This is a genomic window from Rhizobium sp. AN6A, from assembly GCF_900215635.1.
Classification (GTDB): Bacteria; Pseudomonadota; Alphaproteobacteria; order Rhizobiales; family Rhizobiaceae; genus Agrobacterium; species Agrobacterium tumefaciens.
On sequence record NZ_OCNC01000003.1, the window covers coordinates 1,108,913 to 1,130,051 of the forward strand.

The 21,139-nt window shown below is 58.4% G+C and carries 17 protein-coding genes and 2 tRNA genes; 17 read left to right on the plus strand and 2 right to left on the minus strand.

What is annotated here, in order from left to right; genetic code table 11:
• The first annotated feature begins 130 nt into the window (after positions 1-130).
• The 16 genes from tolQ to CRO62_RS09110 all read left to right on the plus strand — a co-directional run bounded on the left by tolQ (position 131) and on the right by CRO62_RS09110 (position 19,491).
• A complete protein-coding gene (tolQ, locus tag CRO62_RS09035; protein WP_003511390.1) occupies positions 131-850 on the plus strand; it encodes a protein TolQ in 720 nt (239 codons plus the stop codon).
• A 46-nt stretch (positions 851-896) separates the two neighbouring features.
• Positions 897-1,355, plus strand: coding sequence for a protein TolR (gene tolR / locus CRO62_RS09040; RefSeq protein ID WP_003511389.1), 459 nt, complete (start codon positions 897-899; stop codon positions 1,353-1,355).
• A gap of 8 nt (positions 1,356-1,363) precedes the next feature.
• On the plus strand, positions 1,364-2,533 hold the full coding sequence (locus CRO62_RS09045) for a hypothetical protein (protein WP_097099924.1): 1,170 nt from the start codon (positions 1,364-1,366) through the stop codon (positions 2,531-2,533).
• 20 nt (positions 2,534-2,553) lie between these two features.
• Positions 2,554-3,861, plus strand: coding sequence for a Tol-Pal system beta propeller repeat protein TolB (gene tolB / locus CRO62_RS09050; RefSeq protein ID WP_003511387.1), 1,308 nt, complete (start codon positions 2,554-2,556; stop codon positions 3,859-3,861).
• A gap of 210 nt (positions 3,862-4,071) precedes the next feature.
• On the plus strand, positions 4,072-4,605 hold the full coding sequence (gene pal, locus CRO62_RS09055) for a peptidoglycan-associated lipoprotein Pal (protein ID WP_003511386.1): 534 nt from the start codon (positions 4,072-4,074) through the stop codon (positions 4,603-4,605).
• A gap of 158 nt (positions 4,606-4,763) precedes the next feature.
• The gene (ybgF, locus tag CRO62_RS09060) at positions 4,764-5,756 is read left to right on the plus strand and encodes a tol-pal system protein YbgF (RefSeq protein ID WP_154963538.1); all 993 of its coding nucleotides are present in this window, start codon (positions 4,764-4,766) and stop codon (positions 5,754-5,756) included.
• A gap of 30 nt (positions 5,757-5,786) precedes the next feature.
• A complete protein-coding gene (tilS, locus tag CRO62_RS09065) occupies positions 5,787-7,124 on the plus strand; it encodes a tRNA lysidine(34) synthetase TilS (protein WP_097099925.1) in 1,338 nt (445 codons plus the stop codon).
• A 154-nt stretch (positions 7,125-7,278) separates the two neighbouring features.
• A complete protein-coding gene (gene ftsH / locus CRO62_RS09070) occupies positions 7,279-9,243 on the plus strand; it encodes an ATP-dependent zinc metalloprotease FtsH (protein ID WP_013761814.1) in 1,965 nt (654 codons plus the stop codon).
• A 188-nt stretch (positions 9,244-9,431) separates the two neighbouring features.
• The gene (gene glmM, locus CRO62_RS09075; protein WP_003511381.1) at positions 9,432-10,784 is read left to right on the plus strand and encodes a phosphoglucosamine mutase; all 1,353 of its coding nucleotides are present in this window, start codon (positions 9,432-9,434) and stop codon (positions 10,782-10,784) included.
• Positions 10,785-10,970: 186 nt separating this feature from the next.
• Complete coding sequence (locus CRO62_RS09080; RefSeq protein ID WP_097099926.1) at positions 10,971-11,816, plus strand: outer membrane protein; 846 nt, start codon at positions 10,971-10,973, stop codon at positions 11,814-11,816.
• 216 nt (positions 11,817-12,032) lie between these two features.
• Positions 12,033-13,211 (plus strand): phosphoserine transaminase, encoded by a 1,179-nt coding sequence (locus tag CRO62_RS09085; RefSeq protein WP_097099927.1) that lies wholly within the window; start codon positions 12,033-12,035, stop codon positions 13,209-13,211.
• An 83-nt stretch (positions 13,212-13,294) separates the two neighbouring features.
• A complete protein-coding gene (gene serA, locus CRO62_RS09090; protein WP_003511378.1) occupies positions 13,295-14,890 on the plus strand; it encodes a phosphoglycerate dehydrogenase in 1,596 nt (531 codons plus the stop codon).
• 225 nt (positions 14,891-15,115) lie between these two features.
• Entirely contained in the window at positions 15,116-16,198 is a 1,083-nt protein-coding gene (locus CRO62_RS09095; RefSeq protein WP_097099928.1) for a Tim44 domain-containing protein, read from the plus strand.
• A gap of 488 nt (positions 16,199-16,686) precedes the next feature.
• A complete protein-coding gene (locus tag CRO62_RS09100; protein ID WP_097099929.1) occupies positions 16,687-17,877 on the plus strand; it encodes an OpgC family protein in 1,191 nt (396 codons plus the stop codon).
• A 205-nt stretch (positions 17,878-18,082) separates the two neighbouring features.
• Positions 18,083-19,279, plus strand: coding sequence for a tRNA 2-thiouridine(34) synthase MnmA (mnmA, locus tag CRO62_RS09105; protein ID WP_097099930.1), 1,197 nt, complete (start codon positions 18,083-18,085; stop codon positions 19,277-19,279).
• Between the two features lie 135 nt (positions 19,280-19,414).
• Positions 19,415-19,491: transfer RNA gene (locus CRO62_RS09110), tRNA-Met, on the plus strand.
• 206 nt (positions 19,492-19,697) lie between these two features.
• Here the strand turns inward: CRO62_RS09110 and CRO62_RS27025 are convergent.
• Positions 19,698-19,997: a hypothetical protein gene (locus CRO62_RS27025; protein WP_143539383.1), complete on the minus strand. Its 300-nt coding sequence runs from the start codon at positions 19,995-19,997 to the stop codon at positions 19,698-19,700.
• A 287-nt stretch (positions 19,998-20,284) separates the two neighbouring features.
• Positions 20,285-20,359: transfer RNA gene (locus CRO62_RS09115), tRNA-Gly, on the minus strand.
• Positions 20,360-20,615: 256 nt separating this feature from the next.
• Here CRO62_RS09115 and CRO62_RS09120 point away from each other — a divergent pair.
• A complete protein-coding gene (locus CRO62_RS09120) occupies positions 20,616-21,125 on the plus strand; it encodes a prolyl-tRNA synthetase associated domain-containing protein (RefSeq protein ID WP_013761810.1) in 510 nt (169 codons plus the stop codon).
• Positions 21,126-21,139: the final 14 nt, after the last annotated feature.

Sequence of the window (21,139 nt, forward strand, 5' to 3'; positions counted from 1 at the left end):
TAAGGCTTACTGGCAAGTATCGGGGTATGGCAAAGGGGTTTGCGGCTGTTGCTGCATAGCTTCGAGCGTTAACACGCGTTTGAATCGCCCGGTCCCGTACCGGGCGTTTGGATTCGGGGATTGGATATTTATGGAACAGGCAGGTTTGGCAGCGGCGACGCACGATGTAAGTCTCTGGGCGCTGTTTATGCAGGCGGGCCTCATCGTGAAGTTCGTGATGATTGGACTTATCGCCGCCTCGGTCTGGACGTGGGCGATCGTCTTCGACAAATACGTAAGCTTCGGCAAGGCAAAGCGCCAGTTCGACCAGTTCGAACAGGTCTTCTGGTCTGGCCAGTCGCTCGAGGAGCTTTACCGCACTTTGGCAGAACGCCAGAATGTCGGTCTCGCTGCAATTTTCGTTTCCGCCATGCGGGAGTGGAAGAAATCATTTGAACGCGGCGCCCGTTCGCCCATCGGTCTGCAAATGCGTATCGACCGGGCAATGGACGTGACGATTGCTCGTGAAGGCGAACAATACGAGGCTCGCCTCGGTTCGTTGGCGACGATCGGTTCTGCCGGTCCGTTCATCGGCCTCTTCGGTACGGTCGTTGGTATCATGACCTCGTTCCAGGCGATTGCCGGTTCGAAGTCCACCAACCTTGCGGTCGTGGCGCCGGGTATCGCCGAAGCGCTTCTGGCAACGGCCATCGGTCTTGTCGCGGCTATTCCGGCGGTTATCGCCTACAACAAGTTCACGGCTGACGCGCACAAGCTTTCCGCTCGCATGGAAGGTTTCGCCGACGAGTTCTCCGCGATCCTTTCGCGCCAGATCGATGAAAAACTTCAGACGCGGCAGGCAGCCCAATAAGCGCGCCGCGCAGTAATTTGCCGCAAGGCAAAATGGAGTAGATGTTATGGGTATGTCAGCAGGTGGCAGCAGCGGCGGTTCCGGTGGACGCCGTGGGCGCGGCGGACGTCGCAGGGGCGGCGCGATCAGCGAAATCAACGTGACGCCACTGGTTGACGTCATGCTCGTGCTGCTCATCATTTTCATGGTGGCCGCACCGATGATGACGGTCGGCGTTCCGATCGACCTGCCGCAGACATCTGCCAACGCGCTGAATTCGGACACGCAGCCGATCACGATTTCCGTCAATGCCAATGGCCAGATCCATTTGCAGGAAACGGAAATCCAGGCGGCCGAGGTGGCCGACAAGCTGCAGGCAATCGCCACGACAGGTTATAACGAACGCATCTTCGTGCGCGCGGATTCCGTTGCCGCCTACGGCGTCGTCGCCGACGTGATGGCGCGTATCCAGGCAGCGGGCTTCAAGAATATCGGCCTTGTGACCCAGCAGAAACAGGACAATTGACGTCAGCGATGAAGGGCAGCCTTACCACATCCGCGATCGTGCACGCATCGCTTCTGGCTTTCGCCCTCGTTTCCCTGGGCTCGCCGGAGCCTCTTGACGTGTCGCAGGCTGAGGCCCTGCCTGTGGAGCTGGTGCCAATCGAGGAATTGAGCCAGATCCAGCAAGGCGACAAGAACGCGCCGAAAGCGGAAAAGTCGGCCCCGGTTCCGACTACGCGTCCGGATATCGTCCCGAACGCCCAGAATGTCGGCAACAACGTGGCCGATATAGAAGCGCCGCCGACACCTACTACAAAGCCGAACGACAATATCAGTGCGGCCGCTCCGCCAAAGCAGGAAAAGCCGCAGCCGGTCGTCGACACCAAGGCGAACGAGGTGAAGGAAATAGTCAAGGAAGAGACCTCGGCTCCGAAGCCGCAGGAAATGGCCGCCTTGCCGCAGACCAAGCCCGAGATCGCGCCGCAACCGAAGACGGAGCCGCCGCCGCAGGAAACGAAAGCGGAAGAGCCGCCGCCGGTGCAGCAGGAACCGGCCGAAATTCCCGTGCCGCCGAACGTGCCGCGCCCGAATTCCCGCCCGGAGCCGCCGAAGCCTGAGGTGCCGAAACAGGCTGAGACCAAACCTGCCGAGCAGAAGCCCGCTGAGAAGCCTGCAGAGACCAAGCCCGATCAGGCAAAGTCCACGGACAAGCCTTCCGACAAGAAGCCGGGTGAGAAAAAGCAGGAAACGGCGAAATCCGCCTCGTCGAAGGAAAGCGATTTTAACGCTGACGATGTTGCCGCGCTTTTGAACAAGCAGGCGCCCTCCGGTGGTGGTGCAAAGCGCTCGACGGAGACTGCGTCGCTTGGCGGCAAAAAGACGACGGGCGGTTCGACGCTCAGCCAGACGGAAATGGATGCGCTACGTGGCGCGATCCAGAAAAACTGGCAGATCATTCCCGGCATGGCGGATGCCTCGGACGTTCGCGTTCGGGTCACCATGAAGCTTGACCGTGATGGATCCATCATCGGCCGGCCCGAGATCGAAGCAACGGGCGGTTCCGAGGGAACGCGTCGCGCCCTTTCCGGTGGTGCCTATCGCGCCATCATGCGCTCTGCTCCGTTCACGAACCTTCCTGCCGACAAATATGATGCATGGAACGAAGTCGTAGTGAATTTCGATCCCAGTGAATTGCTATGAATGCTGAAAGGCCTGGCAACATGAAGATATTTTCGCCGATCCGGCTGGTGCTCGCTGTCGCGGCCCTTATGTCGGTTTTCTCCGCACCGGCTTTTGCGCGGGTGGAAATCAACATCAACAAGGGTAACGTTGAACCCTTGCCCATCGCCATAACCGACTTCATCTCGGGTGACGGCATCGGCGCGCAGGTGTCGGCCGTAATTGCTGCCGATCTGCAGCGTTCCGGCCTGTTCGCGCCAGTCAACAAGAGTGCCTTCATCGAAAAAATCGCCAACCCGGATCAGCAGCCGCGTTTTGAGGACTGGAAGGTTATCAACGCGCAGGCACTCGTAACGGGCCGCGTGACGCGTGAAAGCGATGGCCGTCTGCGTGCCGAGTTCCGCCTTTGGGATACTTTCGCAGGCCAGCAGATGACCGGGCAGCAGTTCTTCACGCAGCCGGAAAACTGGCGCCGTGTCGCCCACATCATCGCGGACGCCATTTATGAGCGCGTCACCGGTGAAAAGGGTTACTTCGATACCCGCGTCGTTTTCGTCTCCGAAAGCGGCCCCAAGACGGCCCGCAAGCGTCAGCTGTCGATCATGGACCAGGACGGCTTCAACGTCCGCAACCTGACCAATTCGAACGACATCGTCCTGACGCCGCGTTTTTCGCCGAACCGTCAGGAAGTCACCTACATGTCGTTTGAAGGCCAGCAGCCGCGCGTTTACCTGCTGCAGCTGGAAACCGGACAGCGCGAAGTGGTCGGTAATTTCCCCGGCATGACATTCTCGCCACGCTTCTCGCCGGATGGCCAGAAGGTCATCATGAGCCTTCAGCAGGATGGTAACGCCAATATCTACACCATGGACCTGCGCTCACGAACCACGACGCGCCTGACGAACACGTCCGCGATCGATACTGCACCGTCATTCTCCCCGGATGGGCAACGTGTTGCCTTTGAAAGCGACCGTGGCGGCCGTCAGCAAATTTACGTGATGAATGCCGATGGTTCAGGACAGCAGCGTATTTCGTTCGGCGACGGGTCGTATTCCACGCCGGTCTGGTCGCCACGCGGCGATCTGATCGCCTTCACCAAACAATCGGGCGGCAAGTTCTCGATTGGCGTGATGAAAACCGACGGTTCCGGTGAGCGCATTCTGACTAGCGGCTTTCATAATGAAGGCCCAACATGGGCGCCGAACGGCCGTGTGCTGATGTTCTTCCGCCAGAACGCTGGTGCCGGCGGTCCGCAGCTCTATTCGATCGACTTGACCGGCTACAACGAACAACTGATCAAGACTCCCACCTTCGCTTCGGACCCGGCCTGGTCGCCGCTTCTGGACTGATATTGACTGCCATGACGGCGCCGGCCCAACCGGCGCCGTTATGTTTTTACACATGCCGTACGGGAAACTGCCTCTTTCTTGCCGCAAAGTGTTGTGAGGGAGCAAAAAAGTGGGACGTTTCCTTTCTGTTAACCATAAGCGTTTGTCGGCTATTAACCTCGATCCGTTAGTGTCTGGCAACGTTATTGCAATCCCAAGGAGAGACCGGCGATGAGCCGTACACACACTTCGGCACTCAGCCCGATGCAGAAACTGGCCCGTAATCCGGCTGTTATCGCCATGACGCTCGCTCTTGCTCTCGCAGGCTGCGCGAACAAGAAGAACATGCCGAACAGCGCCGGTGAGCTCGGTCTCGGCGGTGCGGGCTCTGCGACGCCCGGCTCCCAGCAGGACTTCACGGTCAATGTTGGCGACCGCATCTTCTTTGATACGGACTCGACTTCCATCCGTGCAGACGCGCAGCAGACGCTGCAGCGCCAGGCACAGTGGCTTGCCCGTTACCCGAAATACGCCATCACCGTCGAAGGCCATGCCGACGAGCGCGGTACGCGTGAATACAACCTGGCGCTCGGCGCCCGTCGTGCCGCTGCAACCCGTGACTTCCTGGCCTCCCAGGGCGTTCCGGCAAGCCGCATGAAGACGATCTCCTACGGCAAGGAAAAGCCGGTCGCCGTTTGCGACGACATTTCCTGCTGGTCGCAGAACCGCCGCGCTGTGACGGTTCTCGGTGGCGCAGGCATGTAATCGCCTGACGCTTTTGTGATCTCGAATGGAAGGCGGTCTATGGGCCGCCTTTCGTTTTTTTCATAGTTTGGCCGAAGTTAAGTTGCTTTTTCGGTTGATATGGAAAAAATCCGGCTTGCGCCATTCCGGTGCAAATCAGTTAAGGCAGGGCAAATGAGATGAAGAAACTTGTCGTGGCGGGAATGCTGGGGCTTGCAGCCTGCACCGGCTTGAGCGGCACAGCCGTTTCAGGTCCGCTGTTTGGTGCGGGGGGTAGCTTCGGCACGGTCAACTCTCAGCAGGTCCCAATTGTGCGGGTTCAGGCCAATGAAGCCTATAAGGTTCAGCAGCTTGAAGAACAGATCCGGCAGCTCAACGGCCGTATCGAAGAAATGAGCTTCCAGCTTTTGCAGATGCAGGAAACGATCCGCAAGGCGCAGGAGGACAATGAATTCCGCTTCCAGGAACTGGAAGGTGGCAAAGGCGCGAGTACCACCGCGCCGAAAAAGAAGGCGGAGGCCACTCCGGCCGCTCCGCCGAGCGACGACGTTGCAACGATCATCGAAACGCCACCTCAGGGTGGCGCTTCCGTTTCGCCGTCCGCTTCCGCCAACGCGCCGACGAGTGCACCGGGAGAGACGACGCTTGGCTCCATCGAGCTTGATTCCAAGGGCATGCCGATCGGCGGCTCATTGAACCAGGGTGCCAACAATTCTTCCGGCAGCCTTCCGGGCGTTACCACCGGCAACGGTTCGCGCAAGACCGATCCGGTCAACACCGCAGCACTCACCAGCGAGGGCGATATCTATCAGGCTGCTTACGGCCATGTTCTTTCCGGCGATTACAAGCTGGCGGAGCAGGGGTTCCAGCAATATCTCCAGGGTTACCCCAAGGGCACCAAGGCCGCTGATGCCAGCTTCTGGCTGGGCGAGGCACAATATTCGCAGGGCAAGTTCAACGAGGCCGCAAAAACCTTCCTGAACGGCCATCAGACCTATGGCAAGTCTCCGAAAGCGCCGGAAATGCTGATGAAGCTCGGCATGTCGCTTGCAGCTCTGGACAACACCGAGACCGCCTGCGCCACGCTGCGCGAAGTGCCGAAGCGTTATCCCAGTGCTTCAAAGACTGTGCTGAACAAGGTTGCCAGCGAACAGAAGCGGCTGAGCTGCTGATCTTTCTCCTGCCATGGCGGCGGTCTTTCCATGCCGGTTGATGTCCGCATTTTGAACGAAAAGACGGTTGCGCCGCTCGCTGCGGCAAGGTCCTTCGTCGAAAATCTTCGCAAACCCGTCCATATTCTCATCGCAATCTCCGGCGGTAGCGATTCCACCGGTCTGTTGCTGGCATTGCATGAGGCGAGGGCGGAGGCAGGCCCCGACCGGGTGCAGCTTTCCGCCGTCACGGTCGACCATGCCCTAAGGGCGGAATCCGCTGATGAGGCTCACAAGGTCTCCTTGCTCTGCGCGGAACTCGGTATCCCGCATGCCGTGCGCAAATGGAATGGCCCCAAACCCGCTTCCGGCATTTCCGAAGCCTCCCGTCTTGCCCGATATAGTCTGATTGCCGACGTTGCGCGCGACATTGGAGCCGATGTCGTCGTGACGGGGCATACTCTTGGCGACCAGCGGGAAACCGTGGCGATGCGTGCCGCAAGAAGCGGCAGCAGCGAAAATCTCGGCCTCGCCGGCATGGCAGACGCTGTCCTATACGATGGACGCCTCTGGATCATGCGGCCGTTCCTGATCTGTGAAAGACAGGAAATCCGCGATTTCGTATCATCTCGCTCGCGTGGCTGGTTTGACGACCCGAGCAATGACAACGCGCGCTACGAGCGGGTTCGTGTGCGGCAGTCGCTTTCCGACTCTCCGCCGCCGTTGGATGCGCAGGCCGCTGTCAAACGACAGGCATATTCAGAGAAAACCGCCTTTTTCCTCCAACAAAACGTAGAAGTCTTTCACGCCACGCTCGCCAGATTGTCGGCTGAAGGCCTGATGCCCGATCTTCCCGAATTTCGGCACGGGCTAGCGGTTCTCATCGCTAATCTCGGTGGAAGGGCCTATTTCCCGGCGGCCAGCAGCATGGATCGGGTGTTGCAGTTTCTCAAAACTGGCGAGAACGGACGGATAACGGTTGGCCGCGTTCTTCTCGATCGCCGAAAGGACGGGCTTTATCTTTTCCGCGAGCACCGGAATGTGCCGGAGCTGCAAGTCGAGGCTGGTGGGCAGGGCCTTTGGGACGATCGTCTTCTTGTGAAAAACATATCGGCTTTTCCGGTCAATATTGCGGCGGGCAGGACGGGTGGCGTTGCGGATGCGGCAGCACTTTTTCCAGCGGTGCCGCCAGGGATTGCAAAACAGGCGATGGCGATCTTGCCGCAAATCACCGCGTTGGTTCCCGGTCGGGCCTCTCCAGAGGGCGCCATCAGTATTGTGCCGAGGCTTGCCCCCTTCGATCTTTTTCTGCCGCGCTTCGACCTTGAGTTGGCGAATGCCATCGCGGTTTTATTCGGCCGTGTGGCCTATCCACAGCCGCCGGTTTAAATCCGGCCTCTTTTTCGTGAATTGCCTTGGAATAGTTTTTACACCAAAACGCATCAGATAACGCCCTTTGCCTTGGCAACGGCATATGTCGTCCTTATGTTAGGGGCGAGTAATAGCGGGCAGCAAACATGTCCGTGTGAGTTCGGGGAGTTCGATGAACCCAAATTTCAGAAATTTCGCCTTGTGGGCCGTGATTGCCCTCTTGCTGATCGCTTTGTTCAGCATGTTCCAGACTTCGCCGACGCAAACGGGTTCGCGGGAAATTCCGTATTCCCAGTTTCTTCGCGATGTGGATTCCGGGCGAGTTCGCGACGTGACCGTCACCGGTAACCGGGTTCTCGGAACCTATACCGAAAACGGCACGGCCTTTCAGACCTATTCCCCCGTGATCGACGACAGCTTGATGGAGCGCTTGCAGAGCAAGAACGTCACCATCGTCGCGCGTCCCGAGAGCGACGGTTCTTCCGGTTTTTTGAGCTATCTCGGCACGCTTTTGCCGATGTTCCTCATCCTCGGCGTCTGGCTGTTCTTCATGCGGCAGATGCAGGGTGGTTCGCGCGGCGCGATGGGCTTTGGCAAGTCAAAAGCCAAGCTTTTGACGGAAGCGCATGGCCGCGTGACGTTTGACGACGTCGCAGGTGTGGACGAAGCCAAGCAGGACCTTGAGGAAATCGTGGAATTCCTGCGCGATCCGCAGAAGTTCCAGCGCCTCGGCGGCAAGATCCCGCGCGGCGTGCTGCTGGTCGGCCCTCCAGGTACTGGTAAGACGCTACTGGCGCGCTCCGTCGCGGGTGAAGCTAATGTGCCGTTCTTCACCATTTCCGGTTCTGACTTCGTGGAAATGTTCGTCGGCGTCGGCGCAAGCCGCGTGCGTGACATGTTCGAGCAGGCCAAGAAGAATGCGCCGTGCATCATCTTCATCGACGAAATCGACGCCGTGGGTCGTCATCGCGGTGCGGGTCTCGGCGGTGGCAATGACGAACGCGAACAGACGCTGAACCAGCTGCTGGTCGAGATGGACGGCTTCGAGGCAAATGAAGGCATTATCCTCATCGCCGCCACCAACCGTCCGGACGTTCTCGATCCCGCACTTCTGCGTCCCGGCCGTTTCGACCGTCAGGTCGTCGTGCCGAACCCGGATATCGTCGGCCGTGAGCGCATCCTCAAGGTTCACGTTCGCAACGTGCCGCTGGCTCCGAATGTCGATCTCAAGGTTCTGGCCCGTGGCACCCCCGGTTTCTCGGGCGCTGACCTGATGAACCTCGTCAACGAAGCCGCCCTGATGGCCGCCCGCCGTAACAAGCGCGTGGTTACCATGCAGGAGTTCGAGGACGCCAAGGACAAGATCATGATGGGTGCGGAACGCCGCTCCTCCGCCATGACCGAAGCGGAAAAGAAACTGACCGCTTACCACGAGGCGGGGCATGCGATTACCGCGCTGAAGGTTGCTTTGGCTGATCCGCTTCACAAGGCGACAATTATTCCTCGCGGCCGTGCACTCGGCATGGTCATGCAGTTGCCTGAAGGTGACCGCTACTCCATGAGTTACAAATGGATGGTGTCGCGTCTGGTGATCATGATGGGTGGCCGCGTTGCCGAGGAGTTGACCTTCGGCAAGGAAAACATCACCTCCGGCGCATCTTCGGATATCGAACAGGCCACCAAGCTTGCCCGCGCCATGGTAACGCAATGGGGTTTCTCCGACGCTCTCGGACAGGTCGCCTATGGTGAAAACCAGCAGGAAGTCTTCCTTGGCCATTCCGTCTCGCAGTCCAAGAATGTCTCCGAGGCAACGGCTCAGACGATCGACACCGAAGTCCGCCGTCTGATCGACGAGGCCTATACAGAGGCACGTCGTATCCTGACGGACAATCACGACGGGTTCGTTGCTATTGCCGAGGGTCTTCTGGAATACGAAACCCTCACTGGCGACGAGATCAAGGCTTTGCTGAGGGGCGAGAAGCCCGCCCGCGATCTGGGTGACGATTCTCCTGGCAGCCGTGGTTCGGCTGTTCCGAAAGCAGGCACCAAGAAGGACGGCCCAAGCGAAGTCAAGGGTGACGGCGAAGCCAAGGGCGACGGCGAGGCTGAAGGCGGCATGGAGCCCCAGCCGCACTGATTGCGTGACCAAGAAGACTATTGAAAAAGGCCATCCGGTTTTCCGGGTGGCCTTTTCAGTTTGGTAACAAGATATAAGCCATTTTTGCGGTAATTTACGTGCTGTTTATCGTGGTTTGTGGCATTTAGCCAAAAACGCTTCCGGCAGTTTTATGCTATGCCGGAATGCCCGAAAGATTTGGAGTTCAAATGGCACGCCGTTATTTCGGAACCGATGGTATCCGCGGACAATCGAACGTCTTCCCCATGACGCCGGATCTGGCGATGCGTGTGGGCATTGCGGTCGGAACGATCTTCCGCCGGGGCCATCATCGCCATCGTGTCGTGATCGGCAAGGATACCCGGCTTTCCGGCTACATGCTGGAAAACGCGCTGGTCGCAGGTTTCACCGCGGCCGGCCTTGATGTCTTCCTGCTCGGGCCCATTCCAACCCCCGCCGTTGCCATGCTGACCCGCTCGCTGCGTGCCGATATCGGCGTAATGATCTCGGCGTCGCACAACCCATTTTCCGATAATGGAATCAAGCTTTTCGGACCCGACGGATACAAGCTTTCCGACGAGCTTGAGCTGGAAATCGAAGATCTTCTCGACAAGGATCTCTATGCCCAGCTCGCCAAGCCGAGCGAGATCGGACGCGCCAAGCGCGTGGATGGCGATATCTACCGCTATATCGAATTCGTCAAACGTACCCTGCCGCGTGATGTGACGCTGAGCGGCCTCAGGATCGCTATCGACTGTGCCAATGGCGCTGCCTACAAGGTGGCTCCCGCAGCACTCTGGGAACTGGGCGCCGAAGTCGTTACCATCGGCAACGAGCCGAACGGCATCAATATCAATCTCGAATGCGGCTCCACCCACCCGGAAGCCCTGCAGAAAAAGGTGCATGAGGTGCGGGCCGATATCGGTATCGCGCTCGATGGCGATGCGGACCGTGTCATCATCGTCGACGAACGCGGCGAGATCGTCGATGGCGATCAACTCATGGCGGTGATTGCCGATAGCTGGGCTTCCGACAATACGCTGCGTGGTGGCGGCATTGTCGCAACCGTGATGTCCAATCTCGGTCTTGAGCGTTTCCTTGGCGACAAGGGTCTCACCCTTGCCCGCACCAAGGTGGGCGACCGTTATGTTGTCGAACATATGCGCAACCACAATTTCAACGTCGGCGGTGAGCAGTCCGGCCACATCGTATTGTCGGATTACGGCACGACTGGCGATGGGCTGGTGGCAGCTTTGCAGGTTCTCGCCAAGGTCAAACGTTCGGGCCTTACCGTCAGCGAGGTTTGCCGCAAGTTCGAGCCGGTGCCGCAGCTTTTGAAGAACGTCCGTATTTCCGGCGGCAAGCCATTGGAAAATCCGATCGTGCAGCAGGCGATCGCCGATGCGGAAAGCGCATTGGCCAATAATGGCCGCCTCGTCATCCGCCCTTCCGGTACTGAGCCTTTGATCCGCGTCATGGCGGAGGGCGACGATAGTGCGAAGGTGGAGCAGATCGTCAACGATCTCGTCGGCGTCATCACCAATGCCCGCTCGGCTGCATAAATTGCGCTACCAAGTGAAAAGAAAAAGCCGGCTCTCGAGTCGGCTTTTTCTTTGAGTATTGCCTAATAAATATAGTGAATGATCGTGGTTAATCGGGACTTAACCATTTTACGCCAATCTCCGTGACTGAACAGTTCACTGGCATTTGCTGCCGCAACGGCAGGTGCCTCTTCTGGAGTGGAAGTCATGAAAAACGCTTTGGCCGGCATTCTGGCCGTTCTGATGACCGGCACGAGCGCCTTCGCTGCCGATCTTTATCAAGCTGAACCTGCACCTGCCTATGTGGAGGCACCCGAGGTGCAGATAACACAGGCGAGCGGCTGGTATTTGCGCGGCGACGTCGGTTATTCCTTTAACAAGCTTCGCGGCGCCCATTATTATCAGGGCGGCCCCGGCGGTTATCTGCAGGATTTCGATACCGCAAAGATCGATGACAGCTATAATATCGGTGCCGGTGTCGGTTATCAGTTCAACAACTATTTCCGCAGCGACGTGACCTTCGACTACATGGGCAAATCGGACTTCCGTGGTTCTACCATCGGTGGCTGCGGCTCCGTCCCCGGTCCCTGTGTCTCGACGGACCTTAGTTCGCTGCGTGCCTATACGCTGATGGCCAACGCCTACGTCGATCTCGGCACCTATGGCCGCATCACACCCTATGTTGGCGGCGGTATTGGTGGCTCCTACGTCAAGTGGGACAAGCTGCGCAATACTTCATGCAGCACCAACGGCCTCGGCTGCGACCCGACCACCGAACACGGCGGCAGGGGCAAGTGGCGCTTCGCCTACGCCCTTATGGCTGGTGCCTCCATCGACGTTACCTGTAATCTCAAAGCCGATATCGGCTATCGCTTCCGCCAGATCAACAAGGGCGACATGTTCTCCTACGAGAACAATGGTGGCCCGGGCCGCGACAAGGGTCTCTATTCGCATGAAGTGCGCGTCGGCGGCCGTTATGTCTTCAACGGTTGCGACACCGCACAATACATGCCGCCTGCCGATATTCCGCTGCAGCCTGCCGTTTATAAATAAACGTCACGCCGGACTGTTAGCTTCAGGCCGTTCGCATCCTCCTCGGGTGCGGGCGGTTTTTGTTTTCAGCGGTATCCAATTGGTCGCATGACGCATATGGACTAAAATTCTCATGCGTAGCGACATATTCCGCTTGACGGAGGCCGGTGAGAGGAATAGCAACGGCGTCAGGACACCTCTCCCTAACGAGAGGCGCCTATCTGAAAGGGTAGTCAAATGACAGATATAGTGAAGCCGGACCTCCGTCCGGGCAATACGCATTTTTCTTCTGGTCCCTGCTCGAAGCGTCCCGGTTGGTCGCTAGATGCTCTCTCCGATGCACCGCTCGGTCGCTCGCATCGCGCCAAGGTTGGCAAAGCCAAGCTGAAGCAGGCCATCGATCTCACCCGTGAAATTCTCAATGTTCCCGCCGATTATCGCATCGGTATCGTTCCCGCGTCCGACACCGGTGCCGTTGAAATGGCCCTTTGGTCGCTGCTCGGTGAACGCGGCGTCGATATGCTTGCCTGGGAAAGCTTCGGTGCCGGCTGGGTTACCGATGTCGTCAAGCAGCTGAAGCTGAAGGACGTACGCAAGTTGGAGGCCGATTACGGCCTGCTGCCGAACCTGGCAGAAGTCGATTTCGATCGCGATGTGGTTTTCACCTGGAACGGCACCACCTCCGGTGTCCGCGTTCCCAATGCCGATTTCATTCCTGCTGACCGCAACGGTCTGACGATCTGCGACGCCACCTCGGCGGCCTTCGCGCAGGATATGGACTTTGCAAAGCTCGACGTCGTAACCTTCTCTTGGCAGAAGGTTCTGGGCGGCGAGGGTGGCCACGGCGTCATCATCCTTTCGCCGCGCGCTGTCGAGCGTCTCCTGAGCTACGCGCCGGCATGGCCGCTGCCGAAAATCTTCCGCATGGTCTCCGGCGGCAAGCTCATCGAAGGCATCTTCACCGGCGAAACCATCAACACACCGTCCATGCTCTGCGTTGAGGATTATATCGACGCGCTGCTGTGGGCGAAGAACCTTGGTGGCCTGAAGGCGCTGATTGGCCGTGCCGATGCCAATGCCAAGGTCATCTACGACTTCATCGAGAAGAACGACTGGATCGCCAACCTGGCCGTCAAGCCGGAAACCCGCTCCAACACCTCCGTCTGCCTGAAGATCGTCGATCCCGACGTACAGGCGCTGGATGCTGCTGCGCAGGCCGATTTCGCCAAGGGCATCGTTGCCCTGCTCGAAAAGGAAAATGTCGCCCTCGATATTGGCGCTTACCGTGACGCACCGTCCGGTCTGCGCATCTGGGCCGGCGCAACCATCGAGACGGCCGATATGGAAGCCGTTATGCCCTGGCTCACCTGGGCCTACCAGACGCAGAAGGCAACCCTTTCCAGGGCTGCCGCCTGATTTTGATACCGGCCCTGCGTTGATGCAGGGCCGCCGATTTCCCGCTTTTAAAACTGCACCGTTTTTCAAGGAGCCCCTGAACCATGGCACCTCGCGTACTCGTATCCGACGAACTGTCGGAAACCGCCGTCCAGATTTTCCGTGATCGTGGCGTCGAAGTCGATTTCCAGCCGAAACTCGGCAAGGACAAGGACAAGCTGGCTGAAATCATCGGCAATTACGATGGTCTTGCCATTCGTTCCGCCACGAAGGCGACCGAAAAGCTGATCGAAGCGGCGACCAATCTCAAGGTCATCGGCCGCGCCGGCATCGGCGTCGATAACGTCGATATCCCGGCCGCCTCGCGCCGCGGTATCATCGTCATGAACACGCCGTTCGGCAACTCTATCACCACTGCCGAACATGCGATTGCGCTGATGTTCGCCGTCGCGCGTCAGCTTCCGGCTGCCGATAGCTCCACGCAGGCGGGTAAGTGGGAAAAGTCGAAATTCATGGGTGTCGAAATCACCGGCAAGACGCTCGGCGTCATCGGTGCCGGCAACATCGGCTCCATCGTCTGCTCGCGCGCACTTGGCCTGAAAATGCACGTTCTGGCCTACGATCCCTTCCTGTCGCCGGAACGCGCGCAGGAAATGGGCGTGACGAAGGTTGAGCTGGATGAGCTGTTGGCGCAGGCCGATTTCATCACCCTGCATGTGCCGATGACCGACAAGACACGCGGCATCCTCAATGCCGAAAACCTTGCCAAGACCAAGAAGGGCGTGCGTATCGTCAATTGCGCCCGTGGCGGTCTGGTGGATGAGGCGGCTCTTGCCGACGCCATCAAGTCCGGCCATGTTGCCGGTGCAGGCTTTGACGTTTTCGAAGTCGAGCCTGCCACCGAAAGCCCGCTTTTTGGTCTTCCCAATGTCGTCTGCACGCCGCATCTCGGCGCTTCGACCACGGAAGCACAGGAAAACGTTGCGCTTCAGGTTGCCGAGCAGATGTCGGATTATCTGGTCAAGGGTGCCGTCTCCAACGCCATCAACATGCCATCGATCACGGCGGAAGAAGCACCGCGCCTGAAGCCCTTCATCCGTCTGGCGGATGTTCTCGGCTCCTTCGTCGGCCAGGTACAGGAAAGCGCCACCAAGGAAATCGAAATCCTTTATGATGGCGCAACCGCCAACATGAACACCAAGGCGCTGACCAGCGCGTTGCTGGCAGGCCTTATCCGCAGCCAGGTTGCGGATGTGAACATGGTTTCCGCGCCTGTTATGATCAAGGAAAAGGGCGTCATCCTGTCCGAGGTCAAGCGTGACAAGACCGGCGTTTACGACGGTTACATCAAGTTGACGGTCAAGACTGAAAACCAGGTTCGCTCGGTTGCTGGCACGGTGTTCTCGGATGGCAAGCCGCGCTTCATCCAGATCAAGAACATCAATATGGATGCGGATGTTGGATCGCACATGATCTACATCACCAACACCGACGTTCCCGGTATGATCGGCTTCATGGGCACCACGCTTGGTGAGGCTGGCGTCAACATTGCCAACTTCCAGCTCGGTCGTGAAAAGGAAGGCGGCGACGCCATCGCGCTTCTTTATGTCGATGGTCCGGTTTCTGAAGACGTGCTGGACAAGCTGCGCGCCAACCCGGCAATCCGCCAGGTCAGGCCGCTGACATTCAACATCGACTGATACCTATCGTTCCTCCCAAGGGGACAATAAGGGCCGGTGCAGGGGAAACCCTGTGCCGGTTTTTTTGTTTCTGAACCGCCGGTTTCACCGAAATATGTGCGTGTTTCTCTCTTTGGTTGCATATCACGAAAAATTTAAGGTGAGCATACTAAAAATGATGATCATGAGTTGCTATATCGCGTGCTGATACGCCGCTCATGGGAGGGTGGCCAACAGGAGATAGTGATGTTTGCTGCCTTTCGGCGCTTCAAAGGTTTGTTCGCAGTCGCCGCGCTTGGTATCGCGGTATCTTTCGTAGCCGTAGATATGGCGGAGGCCCGCCGTGCGAGCGGCGGTTTCGGTAGCCGCGGCACAAGGACGTTTTCCGCGCCGCCGTCGACCAGCACCGCCCCCGGCCAGACCGCGCCGATCAACCGTAGCATGACGCCGAACACCCAGCAGAACCAGGCGGCGCCCGGTGCTGCACAGCCGGCGCGTCCCGGTGCGCAGGCACCGCAGCAGAGCCGTGGCCTGTTTGGCGGCATGATGGGTGGCTTGATGGGCGGACTGCTGATGGGTGGCCTGTTCGGCATGCTTATGGGCGGCGGTTTCGGCGGCATGGCCGGTTTCTTCGGTATGTTGCTGCAGGTGGCGCTGATTGGCCTTCTGGTCATGTTCGCCATGCGTTTCTTCGCATCGCGCCGTCAGGGCCAGCCGGCTTTCGGTGGCGCAGGCGGATCGCAGCGCACGGATCATTCCGGCTCCTCCTTTAATGGCGGCCCGCAGGCAGGTCCTTCCGCATCCTCGTTCAAGATTCCGAAGATCGGCGCGCTTGCCGGTGCTGCGGGCGGCGCAGCTGTGGCCACTGCCGCAACCGCAAAGCCGGTGGCACATGCCAACGCAATGTCCGAAGGTGACGAAATTGGCATTACCCAGAGCGATCTCGAAGTCTTCCAGAAAATGCTGCAGGATGTTCAGGCTGCCTATGGGGCTGAAGATTACGGCACGTTGCGCAAGCTGACGACGCCGGAAGCCATGTCCTATCTTGCTGAGGAACTGAGCGACAACGCGACGAGCGGCGTGAAAAACGACGTGCGCGACGTAACGCTGCTGCAGGGCGATGTTGCCGAAGCCTGGCACGAAGAGGGCCAGGACTATGCGACGGTAGCCATGCGCTACTCCGCCATCGACATTATGCGCGACCGCACCTCCGGCAAGGTGATCGAAGGGGACGAGCAGCATCCGTCCGAAGCGGTGGAAATGTGGACCTTCGTGCGCCGTGGCGGTAACGACAACTGGCAGGTCGCCGCCATTCAGGCCGCTGCCTGAGACGACGCGTAGTCTTATCTGAATGAAACAGCCCGGAGGTTTTACTAACCTCCGGGCTTTTGCGTGTCGCGATGCGTGATGCCGCGACATCGTCTTTCGTCGATACTTCAGTGATCGCGGTGGCAGATCGCAACTCTCCAAAAAATGACTGATAAATCTAACGGGTGATATCTGTATCGCCCCGCGAGTGTCTGTCCGCGTTTTCCCTGCCATGCAGGGGTTTGCGCCCTCTTTGTCGAGGTGTGGCGCTGGCGCATAGCTCTTTTGCTCCATGGAATTGCCGTTTTTCATTCATCCGGTGTTCAGTCCGCGCATCCTAACCAGCATGCGTACACGTCAATGTTACTTTTCGCGCCGGTTCTAAACCGCTTTGGGAAGGGAACCACAGGCGCAAAACAGCGTTGACAATCCAATTCCCGGCCCGCCTCCCGCAAGCCGGGCTGGGTGGCCGGGCAATGCACGGCCCGCGAGAACGGAGAGCTATCGAGATGAAACGCTTTGACCTGATCGACGGGATGCGTGGTTACTTCCTCGTCTTCATGCTGATCAACCATCTGGTGTTTGCAGGTGGTTTCTGGCTGGTGGAAATCAATCACCGCCAGTTTGCCTTCGTGGAAGACGCGCAGGGCTTCGTCTTTCTGTCCGGTCTGCTGATCGGCATGGTCTATGCCCGCAAGATGATGAAGTATGGCTATGATGTCGGCAAACAGATGATCTGGAACCGGGCGATGGAACTCTATCGCTATGCGATGGGTCTGGTCATCGCCGTGCTGTTCTTCCGCATGGTCATCCCGCATGCACCCTATATCTGGTACAACTGGCTGGGCATGACATCGTTCGACGATCCGCTGCGTCTGGCGGCGATTGCGACATTCCTCTTCCAGCCGACATTCATGGATATTCTGCCGCAGTACATCGTTTACATGCTGTTCGCACCCATCCTCGTTAAACTCTGCCTCGACGGCAAATGGGCTTATGTCATGGCAGGCTCGCTGCTGGTCTGGATGGCCGGCCAGCTCGGTCTTCAGCAGATTGTGACGACGCCGCTCAATGAACTCGTCAAGGGTGCCGACGAGCAGGGTATCCGTGTCAGCTTCAACCTTCTCGGCTGGCAGCTTGTGTTCTACTCGGCGCTGGTGCTGGGCGCGATGACGGCGCAGAACCGCATTCCGTGGAAGGCGATCTTCTCACCGCAGCAAACATGGCTTCCGAAGGCGGCACTTCTCATCTGCCTGTTTTTCATGCCGCTTCGTATTGCAACCGCCTGGGGCCTGATGCCGGAATTCGTGATGGGCAAGTTCTCCACCATGGAAATCCGCGCCGATTTCGGTCCGGTCTACCTCATCAATTTCCTTGCTGTTGGGGTGGGTCTTACCTGGCTGGTGATTGCCGGTCCGAAGCATCACCGCCCGATCGTCCGCTCGATTGCGGAGGGCGTGATCTGGGTGCTCTCGCTGAAATTCCTGCAGCTGCTCGGCCGCCATTCGCTTCAGGTCTATGTCTGGCATGTGGCCATCGTCTATGGCGTCTATTATCTGGATGGCCGTACGGCCGAACTTTCGCAGGTCAGCAAGACGCTGATTGCCCTCACCGCGATAGGCTTGCTGGCTCTGCCGGCTCTGTGGAGGGAACGCGACAAGTGGATTGGCAGCAGCGGCCAGAAGACAGCGGGCGCCTAACAACCGGTCACCACCTCACTCTGATGGCTTTACGGGGCGGTTTTCCGCCCCGTACTTGCGTGCGCGGCCATTCCTTTCTATATGCAGCCCTTAAATCCGTATGCTGGCGAGGCAGGACAGTCTTTTTTCGACTGAGGCTCCCGCAGCGGATGACCGACAGGCGGCGGGGCCTTTACCCCCGTTATGACTGACGATGGGAAAAAACGTGAATACGCTCGATTTTGACAAGAGGCCGGAAGACACCCGGATCGTTGTCGCCATGTCCGGTGGCGTCGATTCTTCGGTTGTGGCCGGTATCCTCAAGCGCGAGGGCTATGACGTCCTCGGCATAACTCTCCAGCTTTACGACCACGGTGCGGCTGTGCACCGCGCCGGCTCCTGCTGTGCGGGACAGGATATTGACGATGCGCGCAGGGTCTGCGAAACGCTCGGCATTCCCCACTATGTGCTGGATTATGAAGCGCGGTTCCGCGAAACCGTCATCAATCCCTTTGCCGAAGCCTATGCGATGGGTGAAACGCCGATCCCCTGCGTCGCCTGCAACCAGACGGTAAAATTCGCCGATCTGCTCGCCACCGCTCAGGAACTCGGCGCAGATGCGCTGGCGACAGGCCACTACATCCGCTCGCGTCCCAATCCCGTTGCCGGCCAACCGGGACGCCGCGCGCTCTATCGCCCGATCGATAGCGATCGTGACCAGAGCTGGTTCCTGTTTGCAACGACGCAGGAGCAGATCGACTATCTGCGGTTTCCGCTCGGCGGTCTCTCCAAGGCCGAAACACGCGCGCTGGCGGAAGATATGGGTCTCGTCGTGGCCAAGAAGGCCGACAGCCAGGACATCTGTTTCGTGCCGCAGGGCAAATATACCGATATCATCAACAAGCTGAAGCCGAATGCGGCGTTGGCGGGCGATATCGTCCATCTGGACGGGCGCGTACTCGGCCGCCATGACGGCATCGTGCATTATACCATCGGCCAGCGCCGGGGTATCGGTGTCGCGACTGGAGAGCCGCTGTACGTCGTGCATCTCGATGCGCGTGGCCGCAGGGTCATCGTCGGTCCGCGGGAGGCGCTGGAGACCCGCCGTGTCTATCTGCGCAACATGAACTGGCTTGGCGATGGCGCGCTTGCGGACGAGGCCGGGCAGGGCTTTGCCTGCTTCGCCAAGGTGCGCTCCACCCGCCCGCCAACCGAAGCGATGTTGCATGCCGATGAAAACGGCATCTACGTGGATCTGATGACCGGCGAGGCGGGTGTTGCTCCCGGTCAGGCCTGCGTGCTCTATTCTGCACCGGGCGCTGATGCCCGCGTTTACGGTGGCGGTTTCATCGAACGTTCGGAACGCTCGGTGGACGCTGAGGCTTCGCTGAAGGCGCTTTTGGAAAAGCCGGTTGCTGCCTGAAACAATTCGGTTTTCACCGCCGTGTGGAAAGCGAATTTTTTGCGCGTCATGCGCTTGACACTTTGGGGAGCGGCACCTTATAAGCCGCTCATCCTGATGGAGCGGACGGTCACATGGCCGTCACGTTTTCCCTGTGGCGGGGTAGCTCAGGTGGTTAGAGCAGCGGAATCATAATCCGCGTGTCGGGGGTTCAAGTCCCTCTCCCGCTACCATTCATCTTCAATGAGAAAAGCAAAGTTCGCGTCTTCTTCTGGACGGACGTTGAGAATTTGCGGCACTCCTCGCACTGCCTGTGGCTGGCCGGACGCCAAAAAAAGGGAAACCCGCTTGCCGTATCGAAACAGCCAGCGGGTCTCAACCTTTACCCCCTCCCACAAGGGCGAGCGAACAAAAGCACATCAAATGAATTATGACAAGATCAAGGCGACCATATTGTTGCAGTAGAAGACTCTGTTTGCCAGTTTAGCGGTGGATGGCAGAGAGTAACCACTTCCGTATGCCGCTCGTAGGGGGAGCGGTAAGACACGATGTTCTCGTTGCAGCGTAAGGGCGCGCCAGCAGCATAGACATTTGCAACGGCACGCGGATGATGGTGTACTTTGTATTTCGGAGCCGGTTCCCTGCCATAAGTGATCATGTCGGCGGCAAAAGACGCGGCCGGAATGGACAGGACGGCAAATACCGCAATCACACAAGTTCGTCTGAGATCTATGGACATGAGCTATCCCCTCGCGTTGAACAACGCAAGAAAACGCGATGCACCCGGAAGCTGTTCCCTAGGCGAAATGGTATTTTGACGGGGCGACAAAAAAATGCCCGCTCGCGGCGGGCAATTCAGAGGGGAACTGAGGTTAGGAGCCTCGGGTCCAAAACGGATATCCTCGCCATAAGTTCCGCCTGATTACACGTCGCCCGATAAAAATCATGCACGCCAAGCCGACAGAGCAGGAGCGGCGTCTTCATAAGCAATCGAAATAACGCAAATAACTGTGTCCTGGGAAATTTTGGAGCGGGCGAAGGGATTTGAACCCTCGACCCCAACCTTGGCAAGGTTGTGCTCTACCCCTGAGCTACACCCGCTCAAATCCATCGGTCCGGGGTAGTACGCTGAACCGTGGGCCACCGCAATGCGGCGACGGGCGCTATATCGCTCAATCGATTTTGGAATGCAACAGGGAAATGACAAAAACGCGAAAATTTCTTTGAGAAATGCGACAAGCGGCGGAAATGATTGGGAATTTTCGCGCCGTCGCTTTTTCACGCGTTGCCAAGCCGCGGTTGCCCCCTTAATCATGACGGAGAGGATATCGGAATCGGCAAAGGCAGGCGGTAGGATATGGCGGAAAATTCTCCGAAGACGGCAGCGGACTTGTTCGCGTTTCTGGACGGACTCGGCATCGAGCATAAGACAAAACAGCATGAGCCTGTCTATACCGTTGCCGAATCCCAGTCGTTGCGTGATCTAATCCCGGGCGGCCACACGAAGAACCTTTTTGTGAAGGACAAGAAGGATCAATATTTCGTTCTGACCGTTGAGGAGAACGCGGTCGTCGATCTGAAAAGCGTTCACAAGACGATTGGCGCGGCAAGCCGCGTATCCTTCGGCAGGCCGGAAAAAATGCTTGAATATCTGGGTGTCGTGCCGGGATCTGTCACGGTTTTCGGCGCCATCAACGACACCGGTGGGCAGGTTACCTTCGTACTCGACAGCGATCTTCTGGAAAATGAGCTGATCAACGGTCACCCGCTTTCCAACGACCAGACGACGACGATAGGAAACAAGGACCTCATTCGCTTTCTGGAGGCGACCGGCCACACGCCGCTTGTCTTGAAAGTCAGCGAGTGAGATACGATCTTTGC